This is a genomic window from Maricaulis sp. ABE4_448 (genome assembly GCF_056160825.1).
The window spans coordinates 551,746-567,549 of record NZ_JBSWXX010000001.1 but is presented as its reverse complement, the minus strand read 5'-3'; the positions used below and the strand labels follow the sequence as shown (position 1 = coordinate 567,549).

Annotated in this window: 11 protein-coding genes; 5 read left to right on the top strand and 6 right to left on the bottom strand. The window is 63.1% G+C overall.

Going from position 1 to position 15,804, the window contains the following annotated elements:
- The first annotated feature begins 98 nt into the window (after positions 1-98).
- Positions 99-1,121: a mechanosensitive ion channel family protein gene (locus ACXAJV_RS02770; RefSeq protein WP_475081671.1), complete on the top strand. Its 1,023-nt coding sequence runs from the start codon at positions 99-101 to the stop codon at positions 1,119-1,121.
- Entirely contained in the window at positions 1,114-2,091 is a 978-nt protein-coding gene (locus ACXAJV_RS02765) for a zinc transporter ZntB (protein ID WP_475081669.1), read from the top strand. Before ACXAJV_RS02770 ends, ACXAJV_RS02765 begins: the two co-directional genes overlap by 8 nt.
- 9 nt (positions 2,092-2,100) lie before the next feature.
- Here ACXAJV_RS02765 and ACXAJV_RS02760 read toward each other — a convergent pair whose 3' ends face one another.
- The 3 genes from ACXAJV_RS02760 to ACXAJV_RS02750 all read right to left on the bottom strand — a co-directional run bounded on the left by ACXAJV_RS02760 (position 2,101) and on the right by ACXAJV_RS02750 (position 8,735).
- Positions 2,101-4,083 carry a BCCT family transporter gene (locus ACXAJV_RS02760; protein ID WP_475081666.1) on the bottom strand — a complete coding sequence of 661 codons (1,983 nt, stop codon included), beginning with the start codon at positions 4,081-4,083 and terminating at the stop codon, positions 2,101-2,103.
- 29 nt (positions 4,084-4,112) lie between these two features.
- Positions 4,113-6,116, bottom strand: a complete 2,004-nt coding sequence (locus tag ACXAJV_RS02755; RefSeq protein WP_475081664.1) for a tetratricopeptide repeat-containing sulfotransferase family protein — start codon at positions 6,114-6,116, stop codon at positions 4,113-4,115.
- An 87-nt stretch (positions 6,117-6,203) separates the two neighbouring features.
- Positions 6,204-8,735 carry a TonB-dependent receptor gene (locus ACXAJV_RS02750; protein ID WP_475081661.1) on the bottom strand — a complete coding sequence of 844 codons (2,532 nt, stop codon included), beginning with the start codon at positions 8,733-8,735 and terminating at the stop codon, positions 6,204-6,206.
- A 347-nt stretch (positions 8,736-9,082) separates the two neighbouring features.
- Between ACXAJV_RS02750 and ACXAJV_RS02745 the strand changes: the two genes are divergently transcribed.
- The gene (locus ACXAJV_RS02745) at positions 9,083-9,553 is read left to right on the top strand and encodes a MarR family winged helix-turn-helix transcriptional regulator (RefSeq protein WP_475081658.1); all 471 of its coding nucleotides are present in this window, start codon (positions 9,083-9,085) and stop codon (positions 9,551-9,553) included.
- Positions 9,550-10,713, top strand: a complete 1,164-nt coding sequence (locus tag ACXAJV_RS02740; protein ID WP_475081655.1) for a CaiB/BaiF CoA transferase family protein — start codon at positions 9,550-9,552, stop codon at positions 10,711-10,713. The genes ACXAJV_RS02745 and ACXAJV_RS02740 overlap by 4 nt, the downstream gene beginning before the upstream one ends.
- A gap of 74 nt (positions 10,714-10,787) precedes the next feature.
- Here the strand turns inward: ACXAJV_RS02740 and ACXAJV_RS02735 are convergent, their stop codons facing one another.
- The 3 genes from ACXAJV_RS02735 to ACXAJV_RS02725 all read right to left on the bottom strand — a co-directional run bounded on the left by ACXAJV_RS02735 (position 10,788) and on the right by ACXAJV_RS02725 (position 14,130).
- Positions 10,788-10,985: a CsbD family protein gene (locus ACXAJV_RS02735; RefSeq protein WP_475081652.1), complete on the bottom strand. Its 198-nt coding sequence runs from the start codon at positions 10,983-10,985 to the stop codon at positions 10,788-10,790.
- 134 nt (positions 10,986-11,119) lie between these two features.
- The gene (locus ACXAJV_RS02730; RefSeq protein WP_475081649.1) at positions 11,120-13,177 is read right to left on the bottom strand and encodes a 3-hydroxyacyl-CoA dehydrogenase NAD-binding domain-containing protein; all 2,058 of its coding nucleotides are present in this window, start codon (positions 13,175-13,177) and stop codon (positions 11,120-11,122) included.
- A gap of 176 nt (positions 13,178-13,353) precedes the next feature.
- Entirely contained in the window at positions 13,354-14,130 is a 777-nt protein-coding gene (locus ACXAJV_RS02725; RefSeq protein WP_475081647.1) for a thioesterase family protein, read from the bottom strand.
- A gap of 270 nt (positions 14,131-14,400) precedes the next feature.
- Here ACXAJV_RS02725 and ACXAJV_RS02720 point away from each other — a divergent pair, with 270 nt between their 5' ends.
- Positions 14,401-15,654 carry a TetR/AcrR family transcriptional regulator gene (locus ACXAJV_RS02720; RefSeq protein WP_475081646.1) on the top strand — a complete coding sequence of 418 codons (1,254 nt, stop codon included), beginning with the start codon at positions 14,401-14,403 and terminating at the stop codon, positions 15,652-15,654.
- The last annotated feature ends 150 nt before the right edge of the window (positions 15,655-15,804 follow it).

Here is a 15,804-nt window from a genome sequence, read left to right as displayed (position 1 = left end):
CTCGAACCCGCCGCCAGCATCTCGCCCGGTCCTTGCCTGTCCGCCCGGCCGGAGGTAGGCAGGAGACAGCGCCAGTCATCTGGATTACTGCCAAACGCATGAAGAGCTTCCTTCTTTCGATCATAAAGCCGAGTGGGCTCTGGGCCCGGATACTGGTCTTTGCGACACTGGCCGGAATCGTGGCCGCAGGCCTGACCGGCCATTTCGAAATGCTGCGCCAGTATCTCGACACCGAAACACTGACCTATCAGGTCGGCGACGTCCGGATCAGCGCCTACACCGTATTGCGGGGCATACTGGTTCTGGCGCTGGTATTCTGGACCGCCGCCATCCTGTCCGACCTGATCGAGAAACGCCTCGCCCATCTCAGCCGGATGCGCAAGACAACGCGCGTCCTGGTCACCAAAGTGTTCCAGATCGCTCTCTACATCGTCTCCGGCCTCGTCGCGCTGGACCTGATCGGGCTCGACCTGACCACGCTCACCGTCTTCGGCGGAGCACTGGGCATCGGCCTGGGCTTCGGCTTGCAGAAAGTCGCCTCGAACTTTGTAAGCGGGCTGATCCTGCTGTTCGAACGCTCGGTGGAAGAAGACGATCTTATCGAACTGCCCGACGGCACCAGCGGATTTGTCCGGCGGTCGAGCGCCCGCTTCACCCTGATCGAGACATTCGATGGCAAGGAGGTTCTGGTCCCGAACGAGGATTTCATCACCAACCGGGTCACAAACTGGACCCTGTCCAACTCCAAGGCCCGCGTGGAGGTGCCTGTTGGTGTGGCCTATGGCTCGGATCTGGCAAAGGTCCATGCCCTGATGCTCGAAGCCGCGCGCGAGCACCCGCGCTGCCTGGACGACCCGGAACCGGTCTGCTTCCTGCGCACATTCGGCGACAGTTCAATCAACTTCCTGCTCTATTTCTGGATAAGCGATGTCGTCGATGGGCGGATGGCGCCGCAGAGCGAGGTGATGTTTGCGATTTGGCGGAAATTCGGCGAAGCCGGGATTGAAATACCTTTCCCGCAGCGCGACCTGCACATCCGGTCTGGCCTGCCTGAACAATTGACCACGCCCGAGGACGCATCCGCAGCACCTGCCGGATCTGTTGAGGGCAACAATGTCTGACGTCAGCGCAATTCTGTACGCCGCCACGATCAATGGCGACGGGTCCGGCACGCGGTTGTCGCAGGACGAGGCAGCAAGCCATGCTCGCGACGACGGGCTCGCCTGGGTGCATCTCGACGGGCGCCATCCCGATACACGCCACTGGATCGAAACCGAGCTGGATTATCTCGATCCGCTGGCCATCGATGCCCTGCTGGCCGAGGAAACACGACCACGCCTTGTCGAGTTCGAGCGCGGCGCGCTGCTGATCCTGCGCGGCGTCAATCTCAACCAGGACGCCCAGCCGGAGGACATGGTGTCGATCCGGCTGTGGGTCGATGCCCATCGCATTGTCTCGGTGCAATTGCGCACGCTCAAGGCCGTGCGCGACATCCAGGACCGGCTCGATGCCGGCACCGGTCCGAAACACTCCGGTGACTTCGTCGCCAGCCTGTCGGCGCGTCTGTTCGAACGGATGGAACCGGTAATGACCGACCTTCACGTCGCCCTCGACGATGTCGAGGAAGAGGTGATGGACAGCCCGTCGGTCGAGGAACGCCAGACCATCGTTACCCTGCGCCGCCAGGCGATCATCTTCCGGCGATACTTCGCCCCCCAGCGCGATGTGGTCGCGCAACTGCGCGCGCTTGATTTCGCCTGGGTCGATGTGCCCGCCAAACGCCGGCTGCAGGAAAATCTCGACCGGATCACCCGCTATCTCGAAGACCTCGACGCGATCCGCGAGCGCGCCCAGATCGTCAAGGACGAGCTGTCAAACGCCCTCGCCGACCGGATGAACCGCAATCTCTACGTCCTGTCTCTGATAGCGGCGATCTTCCTGCCGCTCGGCTTCCTGACCGGCCTTCTGGGCATCAATGTCGGCGGCATACCGGGCACCGACGCCACCGGCGCCTTCTGGATCTTCACCGGCATTCTCACCGGGGTGGGCGTCGCCCAGGTCCTGCTTTTCCGCTGGATGCGCTGGCTCTGACGCCGCGCCTCAGCGCGTGTGGGCGATATGGTAGAGCCATTGCAGGTGCCGCTCGAAATTGCGCAGCACCTCGCGGATGATCTGGACCTTGGAAAAGCCGTAGACGCAGTAATGCTGGCCGCCATCGCTGAGCGCGACCTCGGCGCGGGCGTATTCATTCTCGCTGTCGGCATCGGCCTGCGGGGCGACATCGCCGCCCTCGGCCTCGTCCGGCGTGGCAAAATAGGGCTCGTCATAAAGCCGGCGTTCGACCCGGAAGACGAATTCCGGCCGGTCCTCGTCCCGCACCCGCATCGAGGCGCAGCCGCGCGTGGCATCCAGCTCGGTCTCATAGCCATAGGTCTTCAGCTCCTCGGCCACCGCCGCGAGCGCCGGGACGACCGTCTCCTCGATATAGACATCGACCTCGCGGCCGGTGGGGCGCGAGAACATCATCCGCAGGCGGGCCTTCCACGGAACCGCGGCGCCTTCCACCGGCAATTGCGTGGCCGTCTTGCGGCCGGCGCGGCGCGCGGTTTCGATCGACCAGGCACGCAGCAGGCCGATGAAGGCCAGCATGATGACCAGGGTGAAGGGCAGCGCCGCGGCGATCGTCGCCGATTGCAACGCCCCCAGCCCGCCGACCATCAGCAGCACGGCCGCCACCACGCCTTCCAGGACCGCCCAGAAAAAGCGCTGGGAGACCGGCGGGTTGAGCGAACCGCCCGAGGCCAGGGTCGACTTCACCAGCGAGCCTGAATCCGAGGAGGTCACGAAGAAGGTCGCCACCAGGATGATGGCGAGGAAGGAGGTCACTTCCGTGAGCGGCAGGTTCTCCAGGAAGGCGAACAGCGCCAGCTCGCTCTGGCCGTTGCGGATGGCATCGACCATGGGTTCGGCCATGCCGGACAGGGCGAGACGCAGCGCGCTGTCGCCATAGACCGTCATCCAGAAGAAGGTGAACAGCGTCGGCCCCAGGAGCACGCCGAAGATGAATTCGCGCACCGTGCGGCCGCGCGAGATCCGGGCGATGAACATGCCGACAAAGGGCGACCAGGAAATCCACCAGCCCCAGTAGAAGAGCGTCCAGTCATTGACCCACACGCCGTCGCCATAGGCGTCGACATTGAAGGTGAGTGTGGCGAGCTGGTCGAGATAATCGCCGATATTCTGCACGAAGGCGCTGATCAGGAAGAGGGTCGGCCCGGCCAGGAGGACGAAGGCGATCAGGGCAATGGCGAGATAGAGGTTGAGCTCGCTGAGCCGCTTGATCCCCGCATCCAGGCCCGCCACGACGGACAGCGTCGCCAGGGCGGTGATGCCGGCGATCAGGGCCAGCTGGACTTCCGGCGCGATCGGCACGTCAAACAGGGAGTTGAGCCCGGCATTGATCTGGGTCACGCCGAAGCCCAGCGAGGTCGCCACGCCGAACAGGGTGCCCAGCACGGCGATGGTATCGACGATATGCCCGATCGGTCCGTAGATCCGGTCGCCGATCAGCGGGTAGAGGGCGGAGCGGATGGTGAGCGGCAGGCCGTGGCGATAGGTGAAATAGGCCAGGCTCAGCCCAACCACGACATAGATGCCCCATGCATGGACGCCCCAATGGAAGAAGGTCAGCACGATCGCCTGACGCGCCGATTCCAGTGTTTCAGGATCGCCGTCCGGCGGGGTGAGATAATGGGTCAGCGGTTCGGCGACGCCGAAGAACATCAGGCCGATCCCCATGCCCGCGGAGAACAGCATCGCGAACCAGGGCGCAAATCCGTATTCAGGCTCGCTGTCATCCGGCCCCAGCTTGATCCGTCCCCAGTCGGAGAAGGCGACAACGATCAGTGCGATCAGGAAGAAGCCCACGCCGACAGAGTAGAGCCAGCCGGTGGTTTCGGTGATCGCATTGCGCAGACCTGTGAAGGCGGCCTCGGCGGAATCGCCAGCCAGCACCGCATAGCCAACACCGGCAAAGACCAGGGCAGCGGCGGGAAAGAAGACGGCAGGTTCGATCTTTCTCATGGGGTCAGTCCTCGCTTTCGCGGCGGTTGTCAGGCTCTGGAACGATAGCTCGTGAGGGCAGACCCCAGAGCCGACTTCAGCGGGTCGAGATGGCGTTCGAAATGACGCCACTGCTCGACGCCGCTGTCATAGATGGGTTGTCGCACCTGTTCGGAACTCGCGGTCCGCACGGCGCGCTCGGTGGTGTGGAAATCCAGGCAGGCCTGTTCGAAGGGCAGGCCGCAGAAGTCGAGGATGCGCCGGACCTGGCTCTCCAGATCGGCTACGACATCCTCGTACTGCACGCGCAGGATCTGGCCGGGCAGCACCCGGTCCCAATGGTCCATCAGGTCGACATAGCCGCGATAATAGCGGCCGACCGCATCGAGCCCGTAGGTGAACTCCTGCCCCTCGGCGAAGAGTTGCTTGAAGCCGGAGAAACAGCACGCCATCGGCGCGCGGCGCGCATCAATGATCTTCGCGTTCGGCAGGATCAGCTTGATCAAGCCGATATGCCGGAAATTGTTCGGCATCTTGTCAGTGAAGAAAGGCGCGCCCTGGCGGTGGATGCGGGTGTTTTCGATATAGGCCTCGCCCAGCTCGCGCAGCTGGCCGGCATCGAGTTCGTGCAGAATGCGCGGATAACGGGTCTTGTCTGTCAGACGCTTGCGGCCGCGCAATCGGTGGGACAGCGACAAGATGTTCGGCAGTTCCAGCGTGCCGTCGACCAGGCTGTGCGAGGCGAGGATCTGCTCCAACAAGGTGGAGCCGGCGCGCGGCAGGCCGAGAATGAAGATGGGATCGGGCGCGGGGCAGCCGTTGCCGCCCTGTTTCTCGAACAGGTCCGGCGTACACACACGCGCCTGGGCCTCAAGTTCCTCGGCCATCTGTTCGGACGTATAGCGGGTCTGTACCCGTTTCAAATCATTGCCACGCTCGTAGTATTCGAAGGATCGGTCGTACTCGCTACGGTCCTCGAACGCCTTACCTAGCGCGAAACACAGATGGATGCGGTTCTGGAAGGACAGATCATTGCTTGCCTCCTGTTCCTGCATCGCATTCATCTCTTCGTCGGTGAAGCGGTAGGTTTTAAGATTGGCGAGCGCGTAATAGGCGTCGCCATGGGCGGGGCGTACGACGCAGGCCCGGCGATACGAAGCCACCGCATCGTCGTGCCGGCCTAGCGTTTTCAGCGCGTGGCCACGCGAGGTCAGCGTTGCAGGATCGTCGGGCAATTTCTGGAGAATGGTTTCAAAAAGGTCGAGCGCGCGATCGTAATCGCCCGTCTGCATGCATTCGATGGCGTAGTGCGACTGGAAGAGCGGGTTGAGCGGATCGCGGTCGTAGAGATGGCGGGCTTGGGCCAGAGCCGCCTCGAATTTCTGCCGCTTGCGCAGGATCTGGATATGGTCCAGCCGCAGCTGGATATTGTCCGGCTCAAACTCGATGGCGCTTTCCAGCAGGAATTCGGCATCTTCCAGCACGCCGAACCGCGAGCCGATCTCGGCCAGCAGCCGCATCGCCTCGACATGGTGCGGCGTCTTCTGGAGGAAGGCCCGGCACAGCTGTTCGGCCTTTACCAGCTTGCCTTCATGGAGCAGGTGGGTGACCGCGGCCAGCTCCTGCGGGAGGGCGGCGATCCGTTCGGCCTGGGCGGCAGCCTGGGCGGCTTCGTCGTGACGGCCCAGCTCGGCGAGAATTTCGGCCTGCGCCCGCCAGCTGGCCTGCAGGGCGGGATTGAACTGGCAGGCGCGCTGATAGGCGGACAGCGCCCGCTCTGCTTCGCCCGCCGCACGCAGCAAATGCCCCTCTTCCTGGTGCGCCCGGCCGAATTCCGGCGCCTGCCGCTTGATGCGGTCGAGGAAGTCCCGCGCGGCGTCCTTGCGGTCTAGATACCGTGCACAGACCGCACTCATATAGAGCGCATCGGTCAGGCCGGGATCGGCATCGAGCACCGGCACCAGTGTCGCAAGCGCGGCCTCGAACCGCCCCTCATACATCTGGGCCTGGGCCGTTTTCAGGCTCCCGGCATGACCCTCGGCATCCTTTGGCACGCTAGGCTCCGCCTTGGTGAACGCAAGAAAGCGTCCCCCGGAGGGGACGCTTTCGATAATGGGGCATCGTCCCCTGCAGGGACAGGGCTAGTACTGCACCCCGACGCGCACGCCGATCGTGCGCGGACGGATCACCGTCACGCGTTCGCGATCGTAGACGAAATTGTTCGATATCTCCCCGCGCTCGTCGGTGAGATTGTTGGCGAACAATTCCACCGACCAGGTATCGCCCGTCAGGCCGGTCGCGAAGTTGAGCGAGGCATAGCCTTCCACCTCGATCTTGTTGATCTCGATGACGTCCGAATAGCTGTCGTCCGTCAGCGTGAGCTGCGGCATGACGTGCGCCATCAGACCATTCTCGAGCGCCCACTCGTAACGCGCCCGGATATTGGCCTGGTAGCTCGGCGCGAAGGCCAACTCACTACCCGCGACGACATCGTTGGTCGGGGTCAACACTTCGGTGATCTCTGTGTCGAGCAGAGAGAAGGCGCCGACCACGGTCAGGCCCTCGATATCCCGCGGCGCCCACGTGAACTCGCCCTCGATGCCGCGGATTTCCGCATTTGCCGCATTGTCCGAGAAGAACAGATTGGTGATCGACGGATCGAAGATCGTCGTCTGCATATTCTCGATTTCAACAAAGAAGGCATTACCGTTGAAGCGGACCTGATTGTCGAACAGGTCGGTTTTCCAACCCAGCTCGTAATTGGTCACATCGTCCGTATCGAGCGCGTAGGGCACGGTGTAGCCACCGGGACCGGCCGCGCCGCCCGGACGGTTGAGCAGACCCGGACGGAAGCCCTCGGACACGGTGGCATAGAACAGCGTCGTGTCGGTGGGCCGCCATTCCAGCGTCCCTTTGAAGATGAAGCCATCGGTCGCGGCGACATCCGGGTTTCCGTAGGGGTTATCCTCGGCATAGATCGCCGAGATATTGGTGCCGAAGACCTGAGCATCCGTGGTCTGGCCGAAATTGTAGAAGGAGCCGTTGGCGCTGCCCTTCAGATCGACCTCGATATCGTAATAGCGCGCACCCAGGGTCAGCGAGAACTGCTCGGTGATGTCGAACGTGGTCTCGCCGAAGATGCCATATTGCTCATCCGTGCGCAGCACGTCGTTTCGGAAGATCACCCCGGCCGGGAAAGGACCCGGATCGGAGTAGTAGCCGTCCGTCGCATCGCCGACCGGACCGGTGGCCCCGATATTGGTCAACGGATAGTTGGGCGCGAACCCCGTCGTGCCGTTAAAGGCGATCGCATTGACCGAGCCGGGATAGGTGAAGTCGTTGAGCTCGGCCACTTCCATGTCGGAATAGAAGCCGCCGAAGGTCGCGCGGATACGGCGGTCTGCCGGCGTGTTGAAACGCAGCTCCTGGGTGAAGACCTGGGTGTTGGTGCTGGAGTCCACGAACAGGTTGGGCGGCTGGCAGGTGCCCGACGGGTCGGCGGCACCGGGATAGCTCACCGATGCGTCGCAGATGTAATAGGGCAGGTACTGACCAACGAAGAGATAGTCGGAATAGTCCACGCGCTGATCCGTCTCACGGTCCGTATAGGCACCGGTATAGACCATTTCCAGCGCGCCGAGCCGGCCTTCGACCGTCCAGCTGGTATTGTGGAAATAGTCGTCCAGCTCGTCTTCCTCGAAGCGCTGGATCTCCAGGTCGTCCAGCTCCGGATCCATGAAGAACACGCCTTCGGAATCCAGCTGCTGCTGCATGTGCATGACGGTCAAAGACCAGTCGGCGTTGAAGTCATACAGCGCGCTGACGCGGAAGCCGGAATATGTGGTGTCGTTGAAGTCCTTTTCCAGAAGGTCGGAATTGTTGGCTTCAAGGAAGTTGACGCCCGACAGATCGGCCGTCGACTGGAAACCCGCGCGCTGGGCGCTGACCGGCACACCATTGGCGCGCATCGTGCCTTCCGGACGGAAGCGCGCGGATGCGGACGCGTCACGCGTGCCCGGCACATTGTCGATATAGCCGCCCTGATTGTCGACATAGGCGACACCGCGGACAGCGAAATTGTCGGCCAAGGGCATGTTGACCACGGCTTCGACGCTATTGCTCATCTCGCCATTCTCGGTGAAGGAGACCGAGAAGTTGGACGAGGCGAAGAACGCGCTCGGGTCCGGCTTGTTGGTGATCAGGCGAACCGTACCGGCCTGGGAGCTGGCGCCGTAGAGCGTGCCCTGCGGTCCCGGCAGCACTTCGACCCGCTGGAGGTCGGCCGCGTAGACGTCGAGATTCCGGCCCGGCTGGGAGACCGGTTGCTCGTCCAGGTAAAGCGCCACGTTCGGCGCCAGTCCGGCAACGCCGGCCGTCGTCAGGTTCGGCGTCGTCGAGGCAAGGCCGCGGATATAGATCGTCGCCTGGCCCGGACCGCTGCCGCCCGCCGTCACGCCGGGCAGTTGCTGCAGGTAATCCGTGAAGACATCGACACCCAATTCGTCAAGCGTCTCCTCGTTCATCGCATTGACCGCGAGCGGGATGTCCTGGGTGGAGCTTTCCCGCTTGGTCGCGGTCACGGTGATGACATCGACCTGGGCGTGGGCGGTACCGGCGATGGAGAGCGCGGCGGCGGACAGAATGGTGGTTGTGAGTGCACGTTGCTTCAGCATGACGCGTTGGATGCCCCTCGATTGTGTGTGCGGAAAGATTGCAGGAGGGTTTAGGGCGTTGCCCCGGCCATGACCATACTTGCTTTGAGTTGAAAATAATCCCGACGGCGTGCCATGCCTTGGATCCGCCACCCACAGAACCTATTATTCACTGATATAAATGGTATTTTTCAGCCCCGTTGCATAGATGCGACAGTTCCGTTGCAATTCACGATTCTACGAGTGCGAAAAGAACATCGGGGGATTTCAGGCTCGCGAAAGAGATTGCGCCCGCCCCGGGGTTTTGCCATTTGAAACAGGGCGAGGGGGCGGAACACCGCCTCCATCTCTCTGGAACGGTTGAACGAATGAGCGATCACGACGAAATTCTCATCGCCCTGAGGCGCATCACCCGCGCCATTGACCTGCAGTCGAAACGCCTGGTGAAGGCAACAGGGCTGACCGCACCGCAGCTCGTCGTGATCGACACCTTGCGCAAGGGCGGCGAGCTGTCTCCGAGCGCCATCGCCCGGGCCGTCTCGCTGAGCCAGGCCACCATCACCTCCATCCTCGACCGGTTGACCCAGGCCGGACTGGTCGAACGCGTGCGCAGCGACAAGGACAAGCGCGTCGTGCTGGCAAAGCTGACCGAAAAGGGCCGCGAGGCCAGCGACAATTCGCCCGAATTGCTTCAGGCCGGCTTCCTGCGATCCTTCCGCACCCTGCAGCCTTGGGAACAGAACATGCTGATCGCTTCGCTTCAGCGCATCGCGGAATTGATGGACGCCGAGGATCTGGACGCATCGCCCTTCCTCGACACCGGCGAGATCGGCCGATGAGCCCGCCGCCGCGGGCCGGCGCGCTCGAAGGTCTGCGCGTCGTCGAACTGGCCCGCATTCTCGCAGGCCCCTGGATCGGCCAGACGCTTGCCGATCTCGGCGCCGATGTGATCAAGGTGGAAAGCCCGGCCGGTGACGATACCCGCACCTGGGGCCCGCCCTGGATCGACCATGCCTCCGGCCGGGCGGCCGCCTATTACCACGCGTGCAATCGCGGCAAACGGTCGGTGATCGCCGATTTCCGCAATGCCGACGATCTGGCGATGGTGAAGGCGCTGATCGCCACCGCCGACGTCGTGGTGGAGAATTTCAAGGTGGGCGGACTGACCAAGTTCGGGCTCGATCATGACAGCCTGAAAGCCGACCATCCGCGCCTCGTCTACTGCTCGGTGACCGGTTTCGGCCAGACCGGCCCCTACGCCCATCGCGCCGGCTATGACCTGGCCATCCAGGCGATGAGCGGCGTCATGGACCTGACCGGTGAGCCGGACCGTCCGCCCCAGCGCCTCGGCGTCGCCTTTGCCGACATCTTCACCGGCCTTTACGGCACGATCGCCATCGAGGCCGCGCTCCTCCGGCGAGAGCGCACGGGCAAGGGCCAGCATATCGATATGGGACTGCTGGACTCGATGATGGGTGTGCTGGGCAACCAGGCGATGAATTATCTGGCCACCGGTAACTCGCCCAAGCGGATCGGCAATGCCCATCCCTCCATCGTGCCCTATCAGGAGTTTCCGTGCTCGGACGGACATATCATCATTGCCTGCGGCAATGACGGCCAGTTCGAACGCCTCGCCGGCCTGCTTGATCTGGGCCAGGAGACGCTGTCGGAAAACCGCACCAATGCCCAGCGTGTCGCCAATCGCGAGCAGCTGACGACGCACATCGCCAACATCATGCAGCACAATTCGCGCGGCTATTGGCTCGACGCGCTGGAGCAGGCCGGCATTCCGGCCGGGCCGATCAATACCGTTGCCGAAGCCCTGGACGACCCGCAGGCCGCCCATCGCGGCATCCGCATCGAACGCGACGGCATTCCCGGCATCCGCAGCCCGATCCACATGTCCGGCGCCCCGGTCGGCGAGACCGGCCGCTCACCCGGCCATGGCGAACACACACAAGATGTCCGCCGCGAACTCGGCTTAGACAGGGACGATTAGGCTTCCGGACACGACAAGGCCGGGCCCGCCTGTCGGCAAACCCGGCCTTCGTCACGGGCGCTTGGTCGCGGCGCTCAGAGACTGTCGATCCAGTCCTTCACCTCGCGCTCGGCCTCTTCCTTGTCCTTGCCGTAGCGTTCGCGGATCTTGCCGGCGAGCTTGTCCGCATCGCCTTCGACGACCGCCATGTCGTCGTCGGTCAGCTTGCCCCACTGGCGCTTGGCATCACCGGTGAATTGTTCCCATTTGCCCTTCAATTGCGTGGCATTCATCGGACCTCTCCTTTTCAGCGTCGCCAAAGCAACGCCCATAGACGGGAGGCGTTCCGGGGCGGCCCCGCAAACAAAGAAAGGACGGGCCCCGGGGAGTTTCGGGACCCGCTCCTTTGCGTCCAGGGACGGCTGACCTAGTTGAAGGTTTCGCCCTTGGCCGCCTTGTCTTCGAGCAATTTGCAGATGTCCGGTTCGGCGCCCGCTGCGGCGGCATGCGCCTTCAGCCCGGCGACCACCGTGTCCAGCCCGATCGTGTCGGCCCAGAACATCGGCCCGCCGGTATAGGCCGGCCAGCCATAGCCATTGATCCACACCGTATCGATGTCGGAGGCGCGCTGAGCCATGCCTTCCTCGAGGATTTTCGCGCCCTCATTGATCATCGGGAAGAGCAGGCGCTCGCGGATTTCATCCTGCGAAAAGACGCGCTGCTCCAGACCGGATTTGGCCGCGAATTCGTCGATGATCGCCTCGACCTCCCTGGACGGAGACGGCCGGCGGTTCTCGTCGTAATCGTAGAAGCCCTTGCCGGTCTTCTGACCGCGGCGGTCGCGCTCGCACAGCACATCGCGAATGGTCTCGCTCTTCGAATTCGCCTTGTCCCAGCCCAGATCGAGACCGGCCAGGTCCGACATCTGGAACGGTCCCATCGGCATGCCGACATCAGTCAACGCCTTGTCGACATCCCAGGGCTTGGCGCCCTGCAACAACATGGCCTGGGCGGCCCGCTGGCGCGGCGACAGCATGCGATTGCCGATAAAGCCGAAGCACACGCCGGAGACGACGGCCACCTTGCCGATCTTCTTGGCCAGATCCATCGCCGTCTTGAGCACGGCCGGCTCGGTCTTCGCCGCACGGACGATCTCCAGCAGGCGCATGACATTGGCCGGCGAGAAGAAGTGCAGGCCCAGCACCGAACCGGGGCGCTTCGTCTCGGCCGCCATCTCGTCGACATTCAGATAGGAGGTGTTCGACGCCAGGATGGCGCCGGGCTTGACGATGCCGTCGAGCTTGCGGAACACGTCCTTCTTCACATCCATATTCTCGAACACGGCCTCGATCACCAGATCGCAATCGGCCAGATCATTCATGTCGAGTGTGGGCGTGAGCAGACCCATCGCCCGTCCAACCTGCTCGGCCGTGAAACGGCCCTTGGCAGCCGAGCGCTCGTAATTCTTGCGGATGATGGAGACGCCACGATCCAGCGCCTCCTGCTCGCGCTCCAGAATGGTGACGGCATAGCCGGCGGTGAGGAAATTCATCGCGATCCCGCCGCCCATCGTGCCGGCGCCGAGAATGCCCACCGTCTTCACCGGCAGGATCGGCGTGTCGACGGGGATATCGTCGATCTTGGCGGCGGCGCGTTCGGCGAAGAAGACGTGGCGCAGGGCTTTCGACTGGGTGCCGGACACCAGGCGGGTGAAGAGCGCGCGCTCCTTTTTCACCCCCTCCTCGTAAGGCAGGTCGATCGCTGCTTTCACCGCTTCGATACAGGCCTCCGGCGCCTCGAACCCTTTCAGGCGGCGCATCTGGGTCTTGCGGAATTCGTCGAAGAAACCCGAGTTCGAGGCGATCTCGCCGACTTTGTCGGTCCGCTTCGAGGAAACCGGGTGATCCGCCTGGCCGATCACACTGCGGGCAAAGGCCACGCCCGATTCAGCCAGACCGTCTTCGGCCACCAGCTTGTCCACCAGGCCGATCTTCTCGGCGCGCGCCGCCGGGATCGGATTGCCGGTAACGATCATGGGAAGAGCGTCTGCCACGCCGACCACGCGCGGCAGGCGCTGGGTCCCGCCGGCACCGGGGAGGATGCCAAGCTTGACCTCGGGCAGCCCGAGCTTGGCAGAGGCGACGGCGATCCGGTAATGACACCCCAGCGCGACTTCCAGCCCCCCGCCCAGCGCGGTGCCATGAATGGCTGCGACGACAGGCTTCGAGCTCGCTTCGATGGCGTCGATAACGTCGGGCAGGGACGGGCCGACCGGCGGCTTGCCGAACTCGGTGATATCGGCACCGGCAAAGAAGGTCCGCCCCTCACAGCAGATCACGACCGCCTGGATGGTGTCGTCGCCGGCGGCCTCGACCATGGCATCTGCCAGACCCGCGCGCACGGCCTGGCCCAGCGCGTTGACCGGCGGGTTGTTCGACGAGATGACGAGAACGTCACCCGATTTGCGGGTGGTGATGACCGGCATGTCTTTTCCTCCTGACAAACTCCGAGCGCAGCATACCCTTTCTTCTGTCAGCGAAACAGGCAAGGTGCCGACGCACAAGCAATAGACAGCACAGCGCCCCCGGGAGAAAACTTTCTGACCGAAGAGTGCGGATCCTCCCGGCGCCACCCATACCCACTTCGGGAAACACCGCACACTCAAACGAAAAGCGCCACGCTTTGCATGCCCTTCACAACCGGCCTGCCGTCAGCATCCCACAACTGCATGACCTGGCTGGAGGACCCGCCACGCGCGATATCTGCCGTCGAGCGGGAAAGCCACCACCCGTCCCGCGTAACCGGTTCCGGTGTCAGTATATTCAGCATCCAGGTCATCGAGCTCACCGGGCCCGGCTGCGGGAACAGCGCCATCGCCGCGGGCGGCAGGGCATCGCCGATCGCCATCAGCTCGACCATTGGATCGAGCCCCGCACATTCTTTCAGGCGCACCCAGCGCAGAAGATCCGGAGTGTGCCGCTGTTCGATCGGCAGGGCATGACGATATTCCAGTTGATGGGTGAAACCGGGCGCCTGCGCATGCGCCATGGCCGGGACAGCATCTTCCGGAAGGGGCACTTCGGGGGCCGTCTCATCGGCGAAATCGACTTTCGAATCCAGCGAAGTCATGAAAACGAAAAGCGCTTTCAGACCCAGGCGCCCCCCGGCAGACACCTCCGCCTCGATATAGGCCGCCGTACGTCCACGGCGCAGGAGCTTGGTCTCCACCTCGACGGGGCCGGCCAGCGGGCCGACAAACGCGATCTGCGCCGAGCGCAGGGGCGGCAGATCCGGTTGCGAGCGCCGGGCCGCCTCCAGGGCGACCGCACTGGAGAGCCCCCCATACGCCGTCCGGCCCTGCATCCAGCTTTCCGGAAGCACCGCCGACAGAACGTTATCGCGCAGTTCGGCGGCAGTCAGGATATCGATCAGTTTCACGCTCGGCTCTCCTTTTCCGGTTGAGACGCAGACACTTGCCCGCCCACCGGCACCTGATCGCCGCTATACCATACCCATCATTCTGTCGAATAATCAGCATTGCCGCATTGCGCGCATGCGTTTGTGAATCACACACTCGGAAAGCCCTCGGCCCTCATCGACCGGGCTCCCGGTCTCCATACCGCTTCCCGGAGACACGCTGCGCATTGCTGAGGCTGCACGCCCCCTCCCGCGCGTGACGGTGGCCGAGAACTCTGCTAATCCGATGAAATGAATGCGACCTCTGAAACCATGGACAGCGCGAAGACCCGCCGCTTCCAAGAAAAACGCGAGCGCATCCTTGATGCGGCGGCGATCCTGATCAACCAGCACGGCGTGCGCGGCATGACTTTCGTCGATGTTGCGCAGCTGGTCGAGTTGAACACAACCAGCATCACCTACTATTTCAAGCGCAAGGAATTGCTGGCAGCGGCAGTGCTGGAACGTTCACTCGAGCGCATGGAAGCCCTGATCGAGGACGCGGCGCAAGGCCGCACCCCGCAGGAACGGATTGCCCGATATATCCAGCGCCATTTCGAGCTACAGACCGCCATCATCGCGAACGAGGAGCGTCCGATAGCGGTGCTCTCCGACATCCGCGCCCTGAACGAGCCCTATAATTCCGACCTGACAGCGCGCTATGTGCAGGTCTTCCGGAAACTCCGAGACTTCTTCGCTCCGCCACGCAATGAAGAAGAGAAGATTCTCCGCACAATTCGCGCCCATGTTCTGGTGCAGAACATGTTCTGGCTGCCGGCCTGGATATCGCAGTACTCTGCAGGCGATTACGACCGTGTCTGCAAGCGCATGATCGAGCTTTTCGAGACCGGACTCGCCCCGAAGGACGCGCATTGGCAGCCCCGGCTGCTGAAAATCGACGAAGCCTCCCTCAAAGTCGGGATCGAGGGCATGCCGGGAAATTTTGCCCGCGCCGCCACCTTCCTCATCAATGAGCGCGGCTATCGTGGCGCCTCGGTTGAACAGATCGCCTCCGAGCTGAATGTCACCAAGGGCAGCTTCTATCACCACCTGGAAGCCAAGGATGAGCTCGTGCTGGAATGTTTCCGGCGCAGCTATGGCCGCGTCTCCCTGGTCCAGCGCGCAGCGGTCCGCACCGGAGGAAGCCATTGGGAGCAACTTGCCTCTTCGATCGCGACCCTTCTGGACATCCAGCTCTACTCGGAATTTCCGCTGGTTCGCACCACTGCCCTGCAGGCCCTGCCGAACGAGCTGCGCAATGACGTGATCGCCCAGTCCAATCGCATGGCACGCCGTTTCGCAGGCATGATGATTGACGGCATCACCGAGGGCTCGATCAAGGCAATCGATCCCTTGATCGCGAGCCAGGCGGTCATGGGCTCACTGAACTCGGCCTATGACCTGCGCAGCTGGATCCAGCCCGTGCCGGCAGAACGGGCCTTTGCCTACTACGCCTCGACACTTGCCTACGGCCTGTTTTCCGATCGCCCGCTGCGCACGCGCTGACTGGCTGACGCAAGCTCGCCATCGTTTTTCGTGCTCAGGGTACGATAACAGAAACGATGCCCGACGGTGGCTATGTGCATGAATTTGAAAAATGGGTCCGGCTTGCTCTTGCCTGCCTCGAGCGCGGATGACACATAAAAGGCGCAATAC